We start from the raw sequence: 19879 nt of genomic DNA on the forward strand, positions 1-19879 counted from the left end.
CTGCTAGCGCTCAGGCCGAGAGCGCCTCGCGATAGATTGCGTCGACCTCGAGCTCGAGCTCGAGGGCCTCGATCGTCAGCCGCTGCCCAGGCCCGGCCTCGAGCAGGGCCCAGCGATCCCCGCGCTCGCGGACCTGCAGCTCGAGCAGCGGGCGATCCTGGGCCACGAGCAGATAAGCCTGCAGCGAGGGGATCCGGCGAAAGTACGAGGCCTTCAGCCCGCGGTCGTAGGCCTCCGTCGACCTCGCCAGGACCTCGACGATCAACGTGGGGTTGAGCAAGGCATGGGTGTCGGCGGCGACCTTCGGCGGGCCATGGACCACCGCGAGATCCGGGTAGGTGTCGACGTCGACAGCCTCGATGCGGATCCGCGCGTCGGCAGTCAGAACTCGGCACGGCCCGCCTTCGAGGGCATCGCGCAGCATGGACCCGAGCTCGGCCACGAGCCGGCTGTGCTCGAGGGTGCCGCCAGCCATCGCAGGCACCTTGCCAGCGATGTACCGATGCTCGCGCGGGGCCTCGCGCTCGAGCGCGCAGTGCTCGGCATCGGTCATGCTCAGCAGCGGGGACCCGGCGGGCTCTGCCGCATAGCGCCCCGGCGCCAAAATCCCGCAGGGATCGAAGACCCGCTTCAGCGCACCGAGCAGCTCGCCGTAGCGCGGAGTCTGCCGGGTCAGCGCGTCCATCGATCCGACCCCGAGCCGGGTCGGGAAGTAGCCGCGGTCCATCAGCCCGGCGGCGAGCGCCGCGTGGCAGGCGAGCGCGGCCGCGTCGTGGCCTTCCACGCGACGGTCGTAGGCCGTCGAGATGTGCAGCTGCAGCGCGCGCTCGCGGACCGGGAACACGCCGATTCCCGGCTCGAAGCCGTGGCTCGAGATCACCTCGCACGCGTAGCGTGCAGCTGCAAGCAGCTCCGCGCCGCGAAAGGGGACCGTCGCGGTCGTGAACTTGAACCCGCAGCCGTCGCGGTCGAGGTCCATGGCCTCGCTCGTCGGCGGATCGCCCACGCGCCAGTACGCGCCGCGCAGCCCGGTCCCGGCCACGCCGCCCGTGAACCCAGCGACGACCGCCCGAACCTCGGCGTGGCGCGAAGCCGGAAACTCGCGCTCGAGCCCGGCGAGCGACGCGTCGACGAAGCACGACCACGACGCGCGCCCGGCCAGCGCGGCCTCGAGCCGACGCTGCTGCAGCTCGACCTGCTCGACCGTCCCGCACAGCCCGATCGAGCCGTTCCAGCGGCCGTAGCGATGCGGGGCCGCGAGCGCCTCGGCGGTCGTCGAGTCCAGCGGCACCGCGCCACCGGTCGCCGCCCACGGATAGCTCATGACCTTGCGCAGCGCCTGGTAGACGTTGCCGAAGAAGGGCCCGCTCGGGAGGATCCGATCGAGGCGAAGAGGACGAATCGCGTCGACGGCGGCCGCGAGGGCGTCGTCACCTTCGACGGTGAAGAACCCAACCCGCGCGTACTCGGGCGCGCGCATCAGCCAGATCGTCGCGCGCGTGACCACGCCGAAATTCGACTGCGAGAACAGCCCGGCGAGGGCCGGCCCGAGGCCCCACGAGTCGAGGGCCCGCGTCGCCGACTCCGGGTGCTCGCCCCCGAACGCGCCGTAGCCCGTGCAGATGACCTCACCGTCGGCGAGCACGACCTCGAGGTCGCTCGCGCAGGCGACGTGGTCGCAGTAGGCCGTGACTCCGTGCCCGCGCTCGAGCAGGTTGCCGATCACGCTGGAGTCGAAGCTCGACGAGGTCGCGTCAATCCACAGCCGCCCGCCGGTCTGCTCGCGGACGAAGTCGTGGAGCTGGCGCTGGGTCACGCCCGGCTCGATCACGACGTAGCCCAGCTCCTCGTCGAGCTCGAGGATCCGATCGAGGCCGCCGAGCTCGAGGACCACCGCGCCGTCGGTGGTTGGGACCCGCGAGCCGTAGCCCCAGTTCTTGCCCGTGCTGGTCGGGTAGAGCGGGACGCCGTGCTCGGCGGCGACGCGGACGCAGGCCTGAACCTCCGCGCGCGTCCTCGGCCGCAAGATCGCAAGCACCCGCGAGGCGGTCGCGTAGGTCGCCGTCTCGGCGGCCTCGAGCTCCCTCGCCCGCGTCTCGACCCCGTCGACGCCGAGCGTCGACGACCAGGCCGCGAGCGCCGCGGACAGCCGATCGCGGGCCACGGTCACGAGCTGGTCGCCAGATCCACGCGCGGGAGCTTGGCGAGGAGCGCGTCGACGAGGTGGCGCACGAGGTCGACCCCTTCGTGGATCCCCGGGTAGAAGCCCGGGAAGGGGTTGACGTCGACGACAAAGCTCTCGCCCGCCTTCGACTCGATGATGTCGACGCCCGCGAAGTCGAGCCCGGTCGCGCGCGCGGCCGCGATCGCGATGCGCCGCTGCTCGGGCGTCGGCTGGCGCGAAAACATGCCACCGCCGCGGCGGTGGCGATCCATGACCTTCCAGCCCCGGAACTTGGCCACCTCCTTGCCGTAGGCGGCCACGACCTGATCGCCGACGACGTTGACCCCGATGAAGCGATCCGGCGTCGACTCGATGAACGCCTCGACGAAGTGGCTCGGGTGCTCCGAGTAGTCGACGATGTCGACGAGCTGATCGTGATTGGCGACGCGGGTGATGCCGACGCCGAAGCTCCCGAGCCGCGGTTTGATGATGTGCGGCCGCGCGTCGACCAGGTCGCGGACGGCCTCGACGTTGTCGCGCGAGATCAGCATGAAGTCCGGGACCGGGACGCCGTGGCGCTCGAGCACCATCTGGGTCCGGTACTTGTCGAGCGTCGTGCGGACTGACTCGGCGGTGTTGAGGACCGGGCAGCGCTGACCGATCGCCTCGAGGACCTCGAGGTGAAAGCTGCCGTAGGACCGGTCGAGCTCTCCGAACCAAAAGTAGGCGTCGAGGGTCGCAAAGTCGAAGTCCCCGGCGAGCACCCGACCGTTGCGGATGTGGGCCACGCGAAAGTCGAGCTGGGGGACGATCAGGACCCCGGGCCTCGCCGACAGGCGCTCGACGAACTCGCGCTCGAGCTGCTCGAGCCACATGCCTGGGGAGTGGACGGCGATCGAGGACATGCTGGCCCGGGTCGGCAGCCACAGCCCAATGTTGAGCTCATGCATTCAGTCAGATCCGTTTCTGAGCCAGAGCTCCGCCGCGCAGTGCGGCCGGTCCGCAATGATACCCCGACGCCGACAGTCCGCGATTACGCGATCGGAGTCCGCAACACCCTGGCCGTCGCGACTGGCCTCGATCGGCAGCAGGTGGCCCAGCCACGGCTCGAGGCCCATGGCGTAGATGTAGACCCGGCGAGGGCGGAGGCGGTCGACGATCGCCATGGCCCCGGCGTAGTCCGAGCCGGTCGTCCGACGCTCCTGATCCAAAGTCCGGGGCAGCGGCCGAAACAACAGCCCACCGTAGGTCGTGGACAGCGGCGCACCGACGCTCTCCATCCCGAGCAAGAGCACGTCGACCTCACCGACGATCGCGTGGATGTGAGCGTAGAGCTCGGGGTCGACGTTCGCCGAGTCAGCGGCGCACACCGCGCAAAACCCACCGAGGCGCAGGTGCCAGGCGGCCTTGCTCGAGATGTCGAGGTCCGCGTGCTCGCCGAGGAAGGGCAAGGCCGTGAGCTCGCCGCCCGCGAGCGCGATCGACTCGAGCTCGTCGACCTCGATGATCTCGGAGAACCCGATCGCCGCCAGCGTCCGCCGAAACGAGGGGTCTTCGACGGTCCCGCCAGTGTTCTTGGGGACCACCACGCGAAGGATCTGATGCCGGAGCTGCAGCAGGGTCTCCAGGTTGAAGTGGTCTTTGTGATAGTGGGTCAGGACGACGTAGTCGATGGTATCGGGCAGATCACTCCAGCTATTGCGAGGCGCGCCCGAAGGCTGCTCGTAGGCCAGGACCGGGTCGAACAGCACGCTCACCTCATCGGTCTCGAACAACACACAGGCGTGCCCGAAATATCGCATGCGGAGCCCATCGATCGGCGTGGTCTCACGTGGTCCGCTACGCGCGAATGTTGCGTCCGCGCCCGCCGTGAACAGCTCGCGAAACCCGACCCGATCTTCGGCCGAAATCGCCAGGCGTTCACCGAGCTCGTCGACGCGGGCGCGCGGGACACCGTGGCGGCGAGCGGCGAACAGCTCGTCGTAGACCTCGCTCGCCAATGGCACCGAGGCGCACAGATCAGGGTCCGAGTCGAGGACCGGGGTCGTGAATTGTGGCGCTCGGTGATCGCCGGCGAGCCTGCGCAGGGCGACGCTCTGGAGCTCTGGGACGTAGTGGGGGCTGCGGTAGAGCAGCCCCTCGAGGAAGCGGACGCGGGGTGAATTGGCGAGGTCGTAGACGAGCTCGACGTAGCCACGCAGGCGCGGCGGAATCCGGGCGTAGAGCGGCGTCATGCTCCCCCCCGTGGCGGCGCTGCGGACCAGCGCGTCGAGCTGCTCGACATCGCGGGCGAGGGCAATTCGCTCGCGCTCGCGCGCTTGCATGGCCTCGAGCACGGTCTCGACCTCGGCGACCCGAGCCGGATCGATGTCGACCCATGGGCCGCCAATCAGCGCCGGGGTGCGCGCCGCCTTCCAGTGATACTCGGGCGCCTCGACGTAGGACCGGAGCAGGGGTAGCCACACGTTGACGAGGTTGAGAGCCGACTGGATCGGCGGAATGTGTTGTTCGGTGGCCGGCCAGCGCGAGACCAAGGGTCTCGCGCACGCGTCGCCACGAAGGTAGACAAGCTCCTCGCTCATGTGCTCCCCGATCGGCGCCGCAGGCTATCCTCCATCCCGCACATCTTCCGGAGCCTATCATGGCACCGCGTGGGCGTGGTAAATACTCTACGCAATGGCCTTTGGACCGAAACCTGGCTCGCCCGCGGCGCTGCTGTTCGAGCGCTTCGAGGCCGGCTTCGAGAACCCGGCGAGGATCGAGGGCGTGTGCCAGTTCGAACTCGAAGGCGACGACGGTGGCGCGTTTCAGCTCCAGATCACCGCCGATCGCCTCGCGTACCGCAGCGGCCACGCCGACGCCCCTCGGGCCAAGATTCGCATGCCAGCTGCGATCGCGGTGGAGATCGCGACCGGCGACAACATCGACTTTCACGATCAGCTCAATTTCGAACGGATCGAGGCCGACGGCGACATGGCGATCCTCGGCATCCTCGCGCAGATCACCAAGCGGCCCAACGCGGCCGCGCTCGCCCGCTTCGCCGAGATCGAAGCCCGCTACGCGAGCAGGGTCAATTCCTCGAACACAGATCGAGTCGCCGAGCCGCGACGGGTCTCGGCCACGCCCGCCGATGAGGTCGCGGCCCTCGTCGAAGCCAGCGTCCCGGTCATCGTCGAAGGCGGGCTCTCGGCCTGGACCGAGGCCCTGGGCTGGACCCTCGACGGGGTCGGCGAGCGCTTCGCCAAGGTTGAGATCCAAAGCACCCTCGGGATCACCAGCGTCGCCGACTTCATGGCCGCGCTCGCGGCCATCGAGCCCGCGCCCTACACGATCGGCTGCGTGATGCCGGAGGCGATGCGCGCCTTCTTCCCGCCGCCGCTGTTCGATCCCGAGGGCTTCGGACCCGCGCAGCTGTGGATGGGCTCGGCGGCCGGGCAGATCTCGACGCTCCTGCACCGCGACAGCGGCGACGCCTTCCTCGGCCAGGTCATCGGGCGCAAGCGCTTCAAGCTCTACTCGCCCGACCAGAGCCCGTCGATGTACCCCTTCAAGAGCTTCAACCGCGACCAGCCCTGCTGGGTCAACCCCTGGGAGCCCGATCTCGACTGCTACCCGCGCTTCGCCGACGCCTACGCGACCGACTTCATCCTCGCGCCCGGTGAGCTGCTGATCATCCCGCGCGGCTGGTACCACACCGTGCTCGCCCTCGCGCCCACGCTCTCGGTCGGCTTCCACCGCGAGCCTGTCCGCGACTTCGGCCGCGTGCTGCATGAACCCGGCGCCGCGCCGAGCGAGGCCGGATGACCGCCGCCCCCCACGATCTCGAGGCCCTCGGCTGGGATGACCGGTCCGCGCGAACGTTCAAGCCGTGGGCCGACGCCGGGCTGGTCCCCGCGCGCGTCCTCGTCGAGCACCGCGAGCACTACCGCGTTGCAACCAACGACGCCGAGCTCCCGGCCGAGGTCTCCGGTCGCTTTCGCCACGACGCCAACGCCCGGGTCGACTTCCCGGCCGTCGGTGACTTCGTCGCCGTCGAGCTACCCGAGAGTGACGGGCCCGCGATGATCCACGCGGTCGTGCCCCGACGCTCGGTGTTCATGCGCCAGTCTGCGGGCGAGCAGGTCGAGGCCCAGGTCGTCGCGGCCAACATCGACGTGCTGTTCATCGTGACCGCCTTCAATCACGACCTCAACCTTCGCCGGCTCGAGCGCTACTTGACCCTCGCGTGGGAGAGCGGGGCCCGGCCCGTCATCCTGATCAACAAGGTCGATCTGTGCGACGACGTCGACGCGGTCCTCGCGGACGTCGCCCCGGTCGCGCTCTCGGTCCCGGTCCACCCGCTCAGCGCGCTCGCGTCCGAAGGCGTCGAGGCGATCGAGCAGTACCTCGAGAAGGGCAAGACCATCGGGCTGATCGGCTCGTCGGGGGTCGGCAAGTCGACGCTCATCAACCAGCTAATCGGCGGCGCGGTCCAGGCGACGAAGGCCGTGCGCGAGGCCGACTCCCGCGGCCGCCACACGACCACCCATCGCGAGCTGTTCGTGCTGCCCCGCGGCGGGATGCTGATCGACACCCCCGGCATGCGCGAGCTCCAGCTGTGGGTCGCCGACGAGGGCCTCGACGCGACCTTTCAAGACATCGGCAGCCTCGCCCGCGAGTGCCGGTTCAAGGACTGCCGTCACGAGCGCGAGCCCGGCTGCGCGGTCCGGGCCGCGGCCGAGGCCGGTGAGCTCGACGCCGACCGCCTCGCCAGCTACGAGAAGCTCGGGCGCGAGCTCGACTTCGTCCACACGCGCACCGACAAGCAGGCCGCGAGCAAGAAGAAGAAGAGCGACAAGGCGATCCATCGGGCGATGAAGCGCTTCAACAAGAAGCGCAGCTAAATCTAAATCAAACGCTGAATTCAAAAAGGCCTTTTTGAAAGGCCCCTTGAAGACGAGCACTCGCCGAGAGGCGAGCGTTTGGGGTGAGCGGAGGGGGCTTTGCCGCCGCAGCGAGGGGCCTTTTTTGAAAGGCCCCTTGAAGACGAACCGTGGGTGCGACCTTGGCCCCTTCCTGCCTGAAGCGAGGCCGAGTCGACAACGGCAACAGCGGCCCCAGATGCGCCTGGCGGCGTGAGTTCAAGGCGGTCGCCGCGCTAGCGCGAGGACCCGCCCGCCCTGCATGACCAGGCGCAGCTCTCGCAGCGCGCGGATGTCTTGCAGCGGATCCCGGCTCGTGGCGACGAGGTCAGCGCGGAGCCCGACGCGGAGGTCGCCGCGATCGTCGTCGAGCCCGAGCAGCTTGGCGGCGTCGCGGGTCAGCATCGAGATCGCACGCAGGGGCGCGAGCCCGACCTCGACGTAGCTGTCGAGGATCGTCAGCGCCAGCTGACCACGATCGCGGCCGGGAATGTCCGACATGATGTCGCTGCCGAAGGCCATCTCGACGCCGAGCTCGATCGCGTGACGCAGGCGCGTGATGACCTGCTCGTGGAGCTCGCGAGCGTGATCCGGGGGCGCCCCCGCGGCCTCGAGATAGCCCTGGCTCAGCTCGGTCCCGACCAGGACCACGCCGTGGTCACGGACCAGCTCCAGGGTCTCGCGCGAAGCCTCGACGGCGTGCTCGATCGAGCTGACGCCGGCCAGCGCGGCCCGCCGGGTCCCGGCATCGGTCACGCAGTGAGCGGCGACGGCGAGGCCCGCGTCCCGGGCATGCTCGACGACGAACGCGAGCTCGTCGCGGGTGTAGCCGCAGCGCTGATCGTCGACGATGACCTTGATCAGCTTGGCCCCGTGGGCGACGTTCTCGCGCATCGCCGCGAGCATTCGCTCGCGGGTGTCGGCCACGGTCCAATCGATCCCAACGAGGCCGGGGCGCTCGGGCGGGACGATGCCCGAGGCGTACTGCCCCCCGGACGGCGTCAAGGCCTTGCCCGAGCAGATCATCGTGGGACCAGGCACGAGGCCCTCCTCGATCGCGCGGGCGAGTGCGCTGTCGGCCCAGGCCCCGGCGTTGCCGAGATCGCGGACCGTCGTGAACCCGGCCCTGAGCATGGCCCTGGCGTTGTGAGCGCCCTGGAGCGCGCGCCAGGCCGTGCTGTTGCTCGCCGTGTAGGTCAAGACGCTGGCCTCGAGCTCACGCTGGCGATCCGAGCGGATCGGGCGGACGCCGAAGCACAGATGGGTGTGGCAGTCGATCAGCCCGGGCAGCAACCAGGCGTCGGACAGATCGATGCGCTCGGCTTCGGGCGGGGCGTCGAGGTCGGGGCCGATCGCGAGGATGCGCTGACCTTCGATGAGCACGCGCTGGTCGGCCAACACCGCCCCCGAGGACGGGACGACGAGGTGTCCGGCGTCGATCAGCACCGTCGTCGCCGCCTCGTTCGGCCCCGCGTCGAGCCCACGGTCCAGATGGTGGCCCAAGGTCAAAACACAAAGTCCTCGGCCTCGTCATCCGAGCCCGAGCCCGAGCCCGAGCCCGAGCCAAACAGCTGCGCGATCGGGGCCTCGGGATCGATCGTGGCGAGCTCGGCGAGGCGCACGAAGTCTGCGATGAAGCGAAGGGCCCAGTCCTCGGAGATCCGCTCGCGGTTCCAACCGACAAACCCGGCGATACCGCCCGGCGTGTCCTCGACCGAGAGCTGCAGATCAAAGGGCACCGTGGCCCGGGCCAGGGTCCGGGGAGCGAGCTGAAGATCGGCGATCTCGAGCGGCCCGAAGGGCGCGTTGTGGGCGTCGAACTGAACGTTGACCAGGGGCGTTTGCGGATCGCCAGCACGGCGAACCGCGGCCACGACCTCGTCGAAGGGCAGCGCCTGGTTGTCGAGCGCGGCGAGCACGAGCGCGCGCGTGCGAGCGAGGAGCTGCCCGAAGCCGAGGCTGGAGTCGCAGTCGATGCGCACGACCAGCTCGTTGACGAAGAAGCCGACCAGGCCCTCGGTCGCCGCGCTGCGCGAGGCCGTGGGCATGCCGATAGCGAGGTCGCGGGCCCCCGTATGCCGGGTCAGGCAGGCGGCGTACACGGCCAGCAGGACCATGGATTGAGTCGCCCGCGCGGCCCGGGCGAGCGCGTCGATCCGCTCGACGATCGCCGCCGGGATCGCAAAGTCCCGGTAGCGGCCCAACGCCGCCCCGCGCGAGACCAGCGTCGCGGAGCCGGGGACGGGGACCAGCTCGACCTCGCGCAGTTGCTCGGTCCAGTAGCGGCGCTGGGCGTCCCACTCGCGGACCTCGGCCTCGCTGGCTTCGGCTCGGGCCAGGGCGAGATCGATCAGCTGCGTCGGGAGGGCCGGCAGCGTCGGCGCCGGGGCGCCGGAGCGCAGCGCGGGGTAGAGCGCCGCGAACTCGCGCAGGAGCACGCCGAGGGACCACTCGTCGCAGATCAGGTGGTGCATCACGATGACCCACAGGGCCGCGTCGGGGCTCGTGCGCAGGACCGTGAGTCGAAACAAGGGCCCGGCCTCGAGATCGAAGGGCCGCTCGACCTCGACCGCGGCCCGGGCCTCGACTTCGTCGGGCCCGATCTCGACGAGCTCGAAGGGCAGCGGGACATCGATCAGGCGCTGGTGGGGGACCCCGTCGATCGCCACGAAGCAGGTCCGGAGGCCCTCGTGACGGGTGACGAGGAGCTCGAAGCTCCGCCGCAGGGCGTCGACGTCGAGCGGGCCGCGGAGCTCGATCGCCATCGGCACGTGGTTGTGGGAGCGCCCCCGCGCGAGCTGCTCGACGAACCACAGCCGGCGCTGGGCCGCGGTCACCGGCCAGTCGCGGCCCTCGCCTCGCGCGATCGCAGGCGCCGCCGACGGTGGCTGGTCGGGCTCGTGAGCGCCGAGCGAGGAGATCACCGCCGCGAGCTCGTGGACGGTCGGGCCGTCGAACAGAGCCCGAACCGGGACCGGGACGCCGAACGCCCGGCGCACGAGCTCGGCCAGCTGGATAGCGAGGAGCGAGTGGCCGCCAGCGTCGAAGAAGTCGGTCTCGCGCGAGACCAACTCGAGCCCGAGGACCTCCGCGTAGATCGCCGCGACGCGCTGTTCGACGGGGCCCTCGGGCGCGGCGCCGACCGCCTCGTGCCGCGCGGGCTCGGGCAGCGCGCGACGATCGATCTTGCCGCTCGAGGTTCGCGGCCAGCGGACGACTTCACCCCACCTCGTCGGGATCAGGTAGCGCGGCAGGAGCTCGGCGACCCGCGCGCGCAGGCCCACGAGGCCGTCCGTGGCGCTCGAGTCGAGCTCGACGTGGGCGATCAGGTGGTCACCGCGGCCCACGACGGCGACAGCCTCGAGCGCGCCCGCGCGACGCAGGCCCTCCTCGACCTCGCCGAGCTCGATCCGATAGCCACGGACCTTGACCTGATGATCGCGGCGCCCGAGAAATTCGAGCTCACCGTCGGGCCGATGGCGAGCCCAGTCTCCGGTCCGATAGAGGCGCTGGCCGTCGCGCGCGAACGGGTCGGGCACGAACTGCGTCGCGCTACGTGCCGGCCGCTCGACATAGCCGCGCGCGAGCCCGACGCCGCCGAGGTAGAGTTCGCCGCGCGCTCCGGGCGGGACCCGCTGCATGTGGGGATCGAGGATTCGGGTCGTGGTCCCGGGCAGCGCGCGACCGATCGATGGCGAGCGAGGATCGTCGCGCGCGATCCGGGCGGCCGTCGAGTAGGTCGTGTCTTCGGACGGCCCGTAGAGGTTCCAGACCTCGCTCACGCCCCGATCGTGGAGCGCCTCGACCACGCTGCGTGGGAGCACCTCCCCGGCGAGGTTGACGGTCCGGACCGAGGCCGGCAGGCGGCCGAGCAAGTGGGCGATCGCCGAGGGCACGGTGTTGACCAGGGTCGGGTCCTCGGCCTCGGCGATCGCCTCGATCGACTCGACCAGGATCACGGCCCCGCCGACCGCGAGCGGGGCGAAGATCTCGAACACCGACAGATCGAAGCAGACCGAGGTCGAGGCCAGCACCCGCGCGAGCCGGCTCGGCCCGTAGGTCGCCCGGGCCCAGGCGACCATCGCCGCAGCCGCGCGGTGCGGGATCCCGACGCCCTTGGGCCGGCCCTCGGACCCCGACGTGTAGATGACGTAGGCGAGCTGCTCGGGCTCGACCTCGACGCTCACCGGGCTAGGATCCTCGCGGGCGAAGGCGCCGATACCCGAGAGCGTGCGCTCGACCCGGCTGTGGTCCTCGATGTAGCGCTGGCGCTCGACGGGGTACTCGGGATCGATCGGGACGTAGGCCGCCCCAGCCTTGAGCACGCCGAACATCGCGACGATCAGATCTTCGCTCCGATCCATACGCAGCCCGACGCGGGCCCCGGCCCCAAGCCCGAGGCGCCGGAGCCCGCGCGCGACCTGGTTGGCCCGCGCGTCGAGCTGGCGATAGCGCAGCGTCCGCGCGCCGCACTCGACCGCGACGGCGTCGGGTGTGGCTCGGGCCTGGGCCTCGACCCAGTCGTGGAGGGTGGTTTGGACCTCGGCCCCGGCCTCGACCGGGCCGCCGGACTCCCAGGCCTCGACCTGGGCCTCACCGTCCTCGTCGAGCATGCGCAGCGCGCCGCACTCGCCCTCGGGCTCGCGGACGACCGACTGGGCGAGTTCGGCGAAGCTCGCGAGCATCGACTCGACGGTCGCGTGCTCGAAGCGGCCGCGATCGTACTCGAGCTCGGCCTCGACCCGACGCTCGCGCAGGCGCACGGTCAGGGTCAGGTCGAACTTGGCAGCGCCGGTGTCGAGCTCGTGGACCTCGGTCGAGATCTCCTCGCCGAGCGCGAGCTCCATCTCCCCGCACTCGAGCAGCAACATCAGCTCGATCAGCGGCGTGCCCGAGCCGCGGGCCGGCGCGAGCGCGGCCACGACCTGATCGAAGGGCGTCGCCTGGTGCTCGTAGGCGGCCAGGGCGATGTTGCGCAGCTGGTCGAGGAACGAGGCGAAGGGCGTGCGCTCGCCAACCGTGGCCCGGAGGATCACGGTGTTGACGAAGCAGCCGACCACGCCGTTGTGTTCGGTCCCGGGCCGATTCGCGACCGGCGTCGCTACCCGGACGTCCGAGTCCCCGCTCCAGCGCGCCAGCATGACCTGGGTCAGCGCGATCAGGACCATATGGACCGTGGCCCCCGCTCGCCGGGCGAGGCGCTCGAGCTCGGCGCGAGTGACCGGCACGCGGGCGTTGACGCGGCCGGCCTCGCCGGTCGCCGTGGACCCCAGGGTCGGCAGCCACACGGGCTCGCTGCCCGCGAGCTCCGAGCGCCAAAACGCGAGACCGAGCTCGTAGCTGCGGGCGGCCTCCGACCGCGCATAGTCGGCGTAGCGTCCGGGTTGAGCGCTCAACGGACAGTCGCCGCGGTACAGCTCGCCGAGCTCGTCGAGCATCACCCGCAGCGAGCGGCCGTCGCAGACGATGTGATGCACGACGACGACCAGCATCCAGCGATCGTCGTCGCCGTGAAGGAGCTCGGCGCGGATCAGCGGACCACGCTCGAGCTCGAAGGGCTGGCGGGCGAGCTCGAGCGCCCGGGTCTCGACCCTCGGCCACTCGTCCAGGCTACGGATCACGAGCGAGGCCTGTGGACCCTCGTGGTTGTGACCGTCGACGATCACGCTGTGGAGCGCGTCGTGGCGGGCGACGAGCGCGGCGAAGGCTCGCCCGAGGCGCTCGCCGTCGACCGGCCCCCGGCCTCGGACCGCGAGCGGCATGTTGTACTCGGCGCTGTCGCCCCGGAGCCCTTCGATGAAGGCTAGCCGCTGCTGCGCGGCTGTCAGCGGGGCGGGGCCGGGGCTCGCGGGCGACTTGATCGTGGGTGCCATCGTCGTCGGGTCGGGTTCGGGCCGGGCCTGCGCGAGCGTCTCGGCCACGCCGCGGACCGTCGGCGCGTCAAACAGCGCGCGCAGCCCCAGGGTAACGCCGAGCCGGACCTCGATCCGCGCGATCGCCTGGAGCGCCAGGAGCGAGTGACCTCCGGCCGCGAAGAAGTGGGTGTCACGATCGATCCGCGCGGGCTCGTCCGGCGACAGCAGCTCGGCGAAGATCTCGGCGACGGTACGCTCGAGCGGACCGATCGGCGCCTCGCCGGGATCGTCGCGCGAGTCCAGGCCCGCCGCGGCGAGCCGGCGACGATCGATCTTGCCGTTGGCGAGCCGCGGGAGCGCGTCGACGGCCACCCACACGCTCGGCCGCATGTACGCTGGCAGCTGGGCCGCGACCTGCGAGCGAATGTCGGCGACGCGCTCGGCCGGCGCTTCGAGGTGGGCGACGAGGCGCTCCTCGTCAGCGACGACGACCGCGTCGACGGCCCCGGCCACGCGCAGCTGAGCCTCGATCTCGGCCGGATCGATGCGGTAGCCCCGGACCGAGAGGCGCAGGTCATCGCGCCCGCGGTAGGCCAGCTCGTCAGTCCACAGGCGCTGGACCAGGTCGCCGGTCCGGTAGAGGCGCGCGCCCGGTGGACCGAAGGGGCTGGGCACGAACAACGCCGCGGTCGCGGCCGGTCGCCCGAGGTAACCCTGCGCAAGCCCAGGGCCGCCGAGGTACAGCTCGCCGCGGCCGCCAGGCCCGAGCGCGTGTCCGCCCGCGTCGAGGACCCACGCCGAGGTCCCGGGGATCGGCCGCCCGATCGGGATCTCGGCGGGGTCCGGATCGCCGCCCAGTTCGTGGATCAGCGAGGTGATCGTGCACTCAGTCAGGCCGTATGCGTGAACGCAGCGGACATCGGGGAGCCGGCGATGAAACTCGGCGAGGCGCTCGGCAGACACGGGCTCGCTGCCGGTAATCAGCAGGCGCAGGCTCGGCAGCACCTCCTCGCTGCACTCTTGAAACCACAGCTCCCAGTAGCGCGACGGCAGGTTGAGCACGGTCACGGCGAGGTCCGCGAGCGCGCGAGTCAGCGCGCGCGGGTTGCTGTCGGTCACCACCACGACCGCGGCGCCGCGGGACCAGGTCGGGAACAGCTCCTCGGCCGACACATCGAACGCGAGCGACGCGAACTGCAGCACGCGGTCGTCGGGCCCGAGCTCGAAGCACGAGGCCAGCGCGCGCGCGTGGTAAGCCAGGGCCCGGTGCGAGACGACCACGCCGACCGGCGCCGCCGTGGTCCCCGAGGTGTAGAGCACGTAGGCCGGTTGTTCGGGATCGACGTCGACGCTGGGCCCACGACTGCGCGCGGGCCCAGCGAGCCAGGCGTCGAAATCGAGCGTGAGCGCGGCGCGACCGTGGACCGTCAGCTCGCTGACGGGGCGATCGCTGACGACGAGCTCGGGCTGGGCGTCGTCGAGCAACGTCCCGAGTCGCGCGGCCGGCAGCTCGGGATCGAGGGGCAGGTAGGCGGCGCCGGCCTCGAGCACGCCTAAAATCGCGACCAGGGCCGACGCGCGATCGCTGACGTGGACGCCGACGAGCGCGCCGGGGCCGAGCTCGTGGGCGCGGAGCCGGCTGGCGAGGGCGTCTGCGGCCCGCGCGAGCTCGGCGAAGGTCCAGCTGCGTGGGCCGAGGATCGCCGGGCGCGAGGGATCGCGGGCCGCGACCGCTGCGATGCTTCGATGGATCGGAACAAAGGCCGGGTCCGTCGCGCCGACGAGCGCGTGCGCCTCGATCGGACCCGCCTCGGCCGCGTCCCAGGGTCCGAGCGCAGACAGCGGGCGGCTCGGGTCGGTCAGCGCGGCCTCGAGCACGCGCAGGTAGTCCCGCAGGATCCGCGAGGCGCTCGCGCGTGAGAACATCGCCGCGTCGACGTCGAGGGAGACGCTCAACACGTCGCCCTCGGGCCGAATGGCGAGGGTCAGGTCAAAGGGCACGAGCGGAACCTCGGGCTCGGTCACCGACCAGCGCGCGCCTTCGACCTCGAGCGGCTCGAGCGGGAAGTTCTGGTAGACGAACATGACCTGAAAGGGCGAGCGCCCACCACCAGAGCCCGGCGCGAGCGCGCGGACGACCTCGTCGAAGGGCAGCGCCGCGTGCTCGAAGCCAGCGATCACCGTCGCCTTGAGCCGCCCGATCAGCGTCGCAAAGCTCGGATCGTCGGCGCAGTCGCTGCGCAAGACGATCGTGTTGATGAGCGGACCCACGACCGCGTGAGTGGCTGGCGCGGCGCGCTGGGCCGCGACCGTGCCGACGCACAGCTCAGCCTGGCCGGAGTAGCGATGCAGCAAGCTCACCAGCGCCGCCAACATGACCACGAAGGGCGTCGCCCGCTCGGACCTGGCCACCCGCGCGAGCGCCGGGCCCAGGCTCGGCGCCCGGGTGCAGACCCGCAGCGCGGCCCCGCGCTCGCTCGGCGTCGAGCCGCGATCACGGGGCAGCGCGATCGACCAGTCCGCGTCGCCGAGCTCGGCCCGCCAATAACGAAGATCCGCGGCCCGAGTCGACTCCGTTGGCGCCACGAGCTCGGCCGCCAGATCGGAGATCCCGGCGATCGTCCAGGGCCGCGAGCGGTAAGCGTGCGCGAGACTGCGACCGAGCAACGAGACGGACCAGCCGTCGGCGACCAGGTGATGGACCACGACCAGGAGCCTGCTGCGCTGCTCGAGCCCGCGGATCAGCAAGCCCCGGATCAGCGGCGCCTCGCTCGTGTCAAACACCCGCGCGCAGGTCTGTTCGATCAGCGCCCGGGCTCGCTGATCGCGGGTCGCGGCGTCGGGCTCGACGAGCTCGACACGCGCGAGCTCGGGCGCGTCGACCTCGACGAGCTCTGCCTCGAGCGCGCCCTCCGGGCCCTCGCGCTGGATGAAGCGAGTCCGCAGCGCCGGGCAACCCGCGACCAGATCTCGCCACGCCCGCGCGAGCCGTCGCTCGTCGACGACGCCCTCGATCTCGATCACGAAGGGGACATGCTGGGTGCCCGGCTGGAGCTGCTCGAGTAGCCACAGCCGCGCCTCGGCGGCCGTCGCCGCGCGCCGGGTGATCGTCGCCGCCCTCGGGCGGGTCAGCGCAGGGGACGGCGCAGCTGGGGGTCGAGCGGCCGCCGCGAGCGAGGCGACCGTCGCCGTCGACAGCAGGACCTCGAACGACAGCGCCGGCTCGTTGGCCTCGCCCCCGAGCCGGGCACGCAGCTCGGCCGCGGCCAGCGAGTCGAGCCCGAGGGCGATCAGCGCCCGATGATCGGCGATCGCCGACTCCGGTAGCCCGAGCAGCTTGGCGACGAGGCCGCGGATCCTCGCGCGCGCGTCGTCGTCGTCGTCCGGCGCTCGCAGGGGGCGGCCCACGTCGACCGCCGCGCTGTCGCTGTCGTACACGAGCTTCAGCGTGCCCGCGACCAGCCGCTCGCGGCAGGTCCGACGCCGGACCTTGCCGCTCGAGGTCTTCGGCACCTGCCCGGCGACGACGAGCACGACGCGAGCCACGGGCACGCCGTGCTCGGTGAACACGGCCGTACGGATCGCGGCCACGACCGCGTCGACCGCGTCGACCTCGACCTCGACCTCGCGCGTGCGAAGCTCTTGAACCACGACGACGCCCTCGCCGAGCTCGTCGCCCGCCGTGAACGCGGCGCAGCAGCCCACGCGCAGCGCCGCGTGGCTGCGCTCGCTCGTGTACTCGATGTCCTGCGGGTAGTGGTTGCGCCCGCGGATGATGATCAGATCCTTGCGCCGTCCGACGATGTACAGCTCGCCTCCGCGCAGGAAGCCGAGGTCGCCCGTCCGCAGGAAGGGTCCGTCGTCGTCGGCGAGGCGCGCGGCGAAGGTCTCGACGCTCGCGGCACCGTAGTAGCCCTGCGCGACGCTGGCTCCGCGCAGCCAGATCTCACCAACCTCGCCCTCGGCCACGCGCTCGCGCGCCTCCGGCTCGACGATCGCGATCTCCTGCTCAGACCAAGCGTGACCGCAGCTGACGAGCACGCGCTCGGCGTCGCCCGGCGCCGAGCATCGTCGCGCGCGGGCCCGGTGGTCGCCGCCCGATACGAACAGCGTCGCCTCCGCCAACCCGTAGCAGGGGAACCACGCCTCGGCCCGAAACCCGCTCGCTGCGAAGCGCTCGCTGAATCGGACCAGGGTCTGATCGCGGACAGGCTCTGCCCCGTTGAAGGCCACGCGCCAGCTCGACAGATCGAGTTCCGCGGCCTCGCTCGCCGAGACCTTGCGCGCGCACATCTCGTAGGCAAAGTTCGGCGCGCCGCTGAAGTCCGCGCCGTGACGCGCGATCGCTTCGAGCCATCGGACCGGCTTGTCGAGGAACGCGCGGGGCGAGAACAACACGCTGTGGCAGCCGAGGAACAGCCCGTGGAGCATGTTCCCGATCAGGCCCATGTCGTGAAACATCGGCAGCCAACAGACGATCGTCGAGTCACGCGTGGTTGCGAACGCGTCGCGCATCATCGCCAGGTTGTGGCGCAGGTTCGCGTCGGAGACCGCGACCCCGCGCGGGCGACCGGTCGAGCCCGAGGTGTACTGAAGCAGCGCCAGGCGATCGGGATCCGCAGCGGGCGGCCGCCAGCCCTGGCCACGCTCTTGGCTGCGCGTCGTCGAGCGCCAGCGGATCCCGCGAAACTCCTCGAAGCGTCGCGCGAGCGCCTCAACCTCTGGCTGGAGCCGGGCGCTGATCAAGCCGACCCGAGGACGACCGCTTCGCAGCACCGGTACGGTCCGCTCGAGGCCCCGGGGATCGCGAGGCGGCGCGAGGGGCATGGCGATGGCCCCCGCGTAGAGCGCAGCGAAGAACGCGACGACAAATTCCGGGCTGGTCGGCTCGAGGATCACGACGCGCTCACCGATGACCTCACCCTCTGCTTGGAGCTCGGCTGCGACCGCGCGCGCGCGCGCGTCGAGCTCGGACCAGCGCAGCTCGATCGGCCCCGTCGCAGTCAAGAAGGTGTACGCGACGGCGTCCGGCGTCCGCGCGGCGTGGTTTCGGAGGACGCTGACCAAAGACCTATCCATACGCCCTCACCTGCGGCTGTACCGCACTCGATGGGCCTAGCGCGGACCCTTGCGACCGGTCAAGAGCTCATCCCCGCGGCCGCGAAACCTGCCCGTAGACCCCGACCTCTACACGAGACCGTGAGTTAGAATTCACTTCTTACAAGATACAGTCCAGACATCATCAAGTCTATTCAGCCACCGCCCAGATGGTAGTTTGGAGCCATGTGTCGTCCCCTTTGGACTTGTGGACTGTCTGTCGCCCTCGTCACGTTCCTCGCCGCCACAGCCGTCAAAGCTGCCGAACCTCAGGTCGAGGCGCCGGACCAAGATCCGCTGATCTCCGACGGCACCCCGGCCCAGAATTGCCAGTGGCCAACGACCGCGCTGCTGCTCGCCAACGGCCTGTGCTCGGGCACGCTGATCCACCCGCAGATCGTGTCGACGGCGGCCCACTGTCCCTACGTCAACGAGATCCGCTTCGGCGAGTCGGGCGGCTTCGCCGAGCGGGTCGTCAGCGTCGAGTACTGCCTGCGCAACCCCGACTGGGATCCCAACGAGAACAACGGGGTCAACGCCGGAGACTACGCCTTTTGCAAGCTCGCGCAGCCGATCAACGACATCCCGATCACCCCGCCAATGTACGGCTGCGAGCTCGACCTGCTCACCGTCGGCGAGCCCGCGATGATCGTCGGCTTCGGCAACAACGAGGGCGAGAGCGGGGCCGGGACCAAGCGCTGGTCCCAGACGGTCATCCAGACCCCCGTGACCGCTCAGAGCGAGGTCGTGGTCGTCGGCGAGGTCGGGAACGCGGCCTGCGGCGGCGACTCGGGCGGGCCGGCCTACTATCAGCTCCCCGATGGCAGCTGGCGCGCGTTCGGGACCGTGTCCGGGGGCCCCGACTGCGGCGCTGGGGCCGACACCTACACCCTGATCAGCCGCGCGGTGCCCTTCATCGAGCAAAACTCGGGGATCGACGTCACGCCTTGCCACGACATCAACGGCAACTGGGCCCCGAGCGCGGCGTGTGGCGGCTTCGCGACCGATCCGACCAACAGCTCGGCCTCGTGGAACAACGGCTGCTCGACGCCGCTGTCGGCCCTGTCAGCCACCTGCGGACCGGCCTACGGCTCGCCGCCCGACAACAACGCGCCCTCGGTCGCGATCGTCAACCCACCAAGCGGCGCGACCTTCGAGCCGGGCGAGACCCTCGACATCGAGGTTGAGGCCGAGGACGCCGAGTTTGGCGTCGTCGCCGTCGGGCTGATGATCGACGGTGAGCTGATCTCGACCGACGAGGACGAGCCGTGGCTGTTCGCCAACGCGAGCTTCGGCGGCGGCACCTACGAGCTCGTCGCGGTCGCCGAGGACTTCGGCGACAACGTCACGCAGTCGGCGACGGTCGTGATCACCGTCGGCGGCAGCGGGGGCGACGGCGACGGCGACCCCGGGGACGGCGACGGCGACCCCGGGAGCGACGGGGGCGACCCCGGAGATGGCGACGGCGGTGAGACCAGCGCTGACGGTGGCTTCGACGCTGGCTTCGACACCTTCGGTGGCCCGGGCTTCAACGACGACCCCGAGGGCTGCGCGTGCTCGACCCGCGCAGGCGCCCGCGACAGCGGCGGCGCGCTCGGGGTCGCCCTCGGTCTGTTGGTGCTCGCGGGCCTCCGGCGGCGGCGCTGAGCGGGCCCCCGCGCCCCGACTACTCGCGGCGACGGCGGGTTGCGAGGCCGAGCAGCGCGAGCAAGGCCAGGCCCGCGAAGCCCCCGCTCTTGTCCGTGTCGGAGCAGCTGCAGCCCTCGTCATCGACGGGGCCGCCGAAGGTGTCGAAGGTGTCGGCCGGGGACCCGCTGCCCCCGGTCTCACCCTCTGCGTTGTCGTCGCCCCCGCTCTCGCCC

At 71.0% G+C, this 19879-nt stretch carries 9 protein-coding genes; 3 read left to right on the forward strand and 6 right to left on the reverse strand.

Features of this window, described 5'->3' with window-relative positions; all coding sequences use genetic code 11:
• Positions 1–10: 10 nt before the first annotated feature.
• Genes ENSA5_RS17485 through ENSA5_RS17495 form a run of 3 tightly spaced genes read right to left on the reverse strand, consistent with a single transcriptional unit; the run spans position 11 to position 4746 of the window.
• Positions 11–2170, reverse strand: coding sequence for an FAD-binding protein (locus tag ENSA5_RS17485; protein WP_106392814.1), 2160 nt, complete (start codon positions 2168–2170; stop codon positions 11–13).
• Positions 2167–3114, reverse strand: a complete 948-nt coding sequence (locus tag ENSA5_RS17490) for an ATP-grasp domain-containing protein (RefSeq protein WP_106392815.1) — start codon at positions 3112–3114, stop codon at positions 2167–2169. The genes ENSA5_RS17485 and ENSA5_RS17490 overlap by 4 nt, the downstream gene beginning before the upstream one ends.
• Entirely contained in the window at positions 3115–4746 is a 1632-nt protein-coding gene (locus tag ENSA5_RS17495) for an MBL fold metallo-hydrolase (RefSeq protein ID WP_106392816.1), read from the reverse strand.
• A 94-nt stretch (positions 4747–4840) separates the two neighbouring features.
• Here ENSA5_RS17495 and ENSA5_RS17500 point away from each other — a divergent pair, with 94 nt between their 5' ends.
• Both ENSA5_RS17500 and rsgA read left to right on the forward strand, forming a co-directional pair.
• Positions 4841–5968: a cupin-like domain-containing protein gene (locus tag ENSA5_RS17500; RefSeq protein ID WP_106392817.1), complete on the forward strand. Its 1128-nt coding sequence runs from the start codon at positions 4841–4843 to the stop codon at positions 5966–5968.
• A complete protein-coding gene (rsgA, locus tag ENSA5_RS17505; protein ID WP_106392818.1) occupies positions 5965–7047 on the forward strand; it encodes a ribosome small subunit-dependent GTPase A in 1083 nt (360 codons plus the stop codon). The genes ENSA5_RS17500 and rsgA overlap by 4 nt, the downstream gene beginning before the upstream one ends.
• Positions 7048–7284: 237 nt before the next feature.
• Here rsgA and ENSA5_RS17510 read toward each other — a convergent pair whose 3' ends face one another.
• Both ENSA5_RS17510 and ENSA5_RS17515 read right to left on the reverse strand, forming a co-directional pair.
• Positions 7285–8568 (reverse strand): amidohydrolase family protein, encoded by a 1284-nt coding sequence (locus tag ENSA5_RS17510; protein ID WP_181197855.1) that lies wholly within the window; start codon positions 8566–8568, stop codon positions 7285–7287.
• A 2-nt stretch (positions 8569–8570) separates the two neighbouring features.
• On the reverse strand, positions 8571–17987 hold the full coding sequence (locus ENSA5_RS17515; RefSeq protein ID WP_181197856.1) for a non-ribosomal peptide synthetase: 9417 nt from the start codon (positions 17985–17987) through the stop codon (positions 8571–8573).
• Positions 17988–18203: 216 nt separating this feature from the next.
• Between ENSA5_RS17515 and ENSA5_RS17520 the strand changes: the two genes are divergently transcribed.
• A complete protein-coding gene (locus ENSA5_RS17520) occupies positions 18204–19664 on the forward strand; it encodes a trypsin-like serine protease (protein WP_106392821.1) in 1461 nt (486 codons plus the stop codon).
• A gap of 19 nt (positions 19665–19683) precedes the next feature.
• On the opposite strand, the gene ENSA5_RS17525 is transcribed toward ENSA5_RS17520, so the two are convergent.
• A partial coding sequence (locus ENSA5_RS17525; protein WP_146155815.1) for an MYXO-CTERM sorting domain-containing protein occupies positions 19684–19879 on the reverse strand: 196 nt, incomplete at its 5' end.

Source organism: Enhygromyxa salina (assembly GCF_002994615.1).
Taxonomy (GTDB): domain Bacteria; phylum Myxococcota_A; class Polyangia; order Nannocystales; family Nannocystaceae; genus Plesiocystis; species Plesiocystis salina_A.

Bases quoted from the DNA above. Each gene is read 5' to 3' on its own strand.
- ENSA5_RS17490 (WP_106392815.1), bottom strand. From the start codon at position 3,114: ATGCATGAGCTCAACATTGGGCTGTGGCTGCCGACCCGGGCCAGCATG.
- ENSA5_RS17495 (WP_106392816.1), bottom strand. From the start codon at position 4,746: ATGAGCGAGGAGCTTGTCTACCTTCGTGGCGACGCGTGCGCGAGACCC.
- ENSA5_RS17500 (WP_106392817.1), top strand. From the start codon at position 4,841: ATGGCCTTTGGACCGAAACCTGGCTCGCCCGCGGCGCTGCTGTTCGAG.
- rsgA (WP_106392818.1), top strand. From the start codon at position 5,965: ATGACCGCCGCCCCCCACGATCTCGAGGCCCTCGGCTGGGATGACCGG.
- ENSA5_RS17520 (WP_106392821.1), top strand. From the start codon at position 18,204: ATGTGTCGTCCCCTTTGGACTTGTGGACTGTCTGTCGCCCTCGTCACG.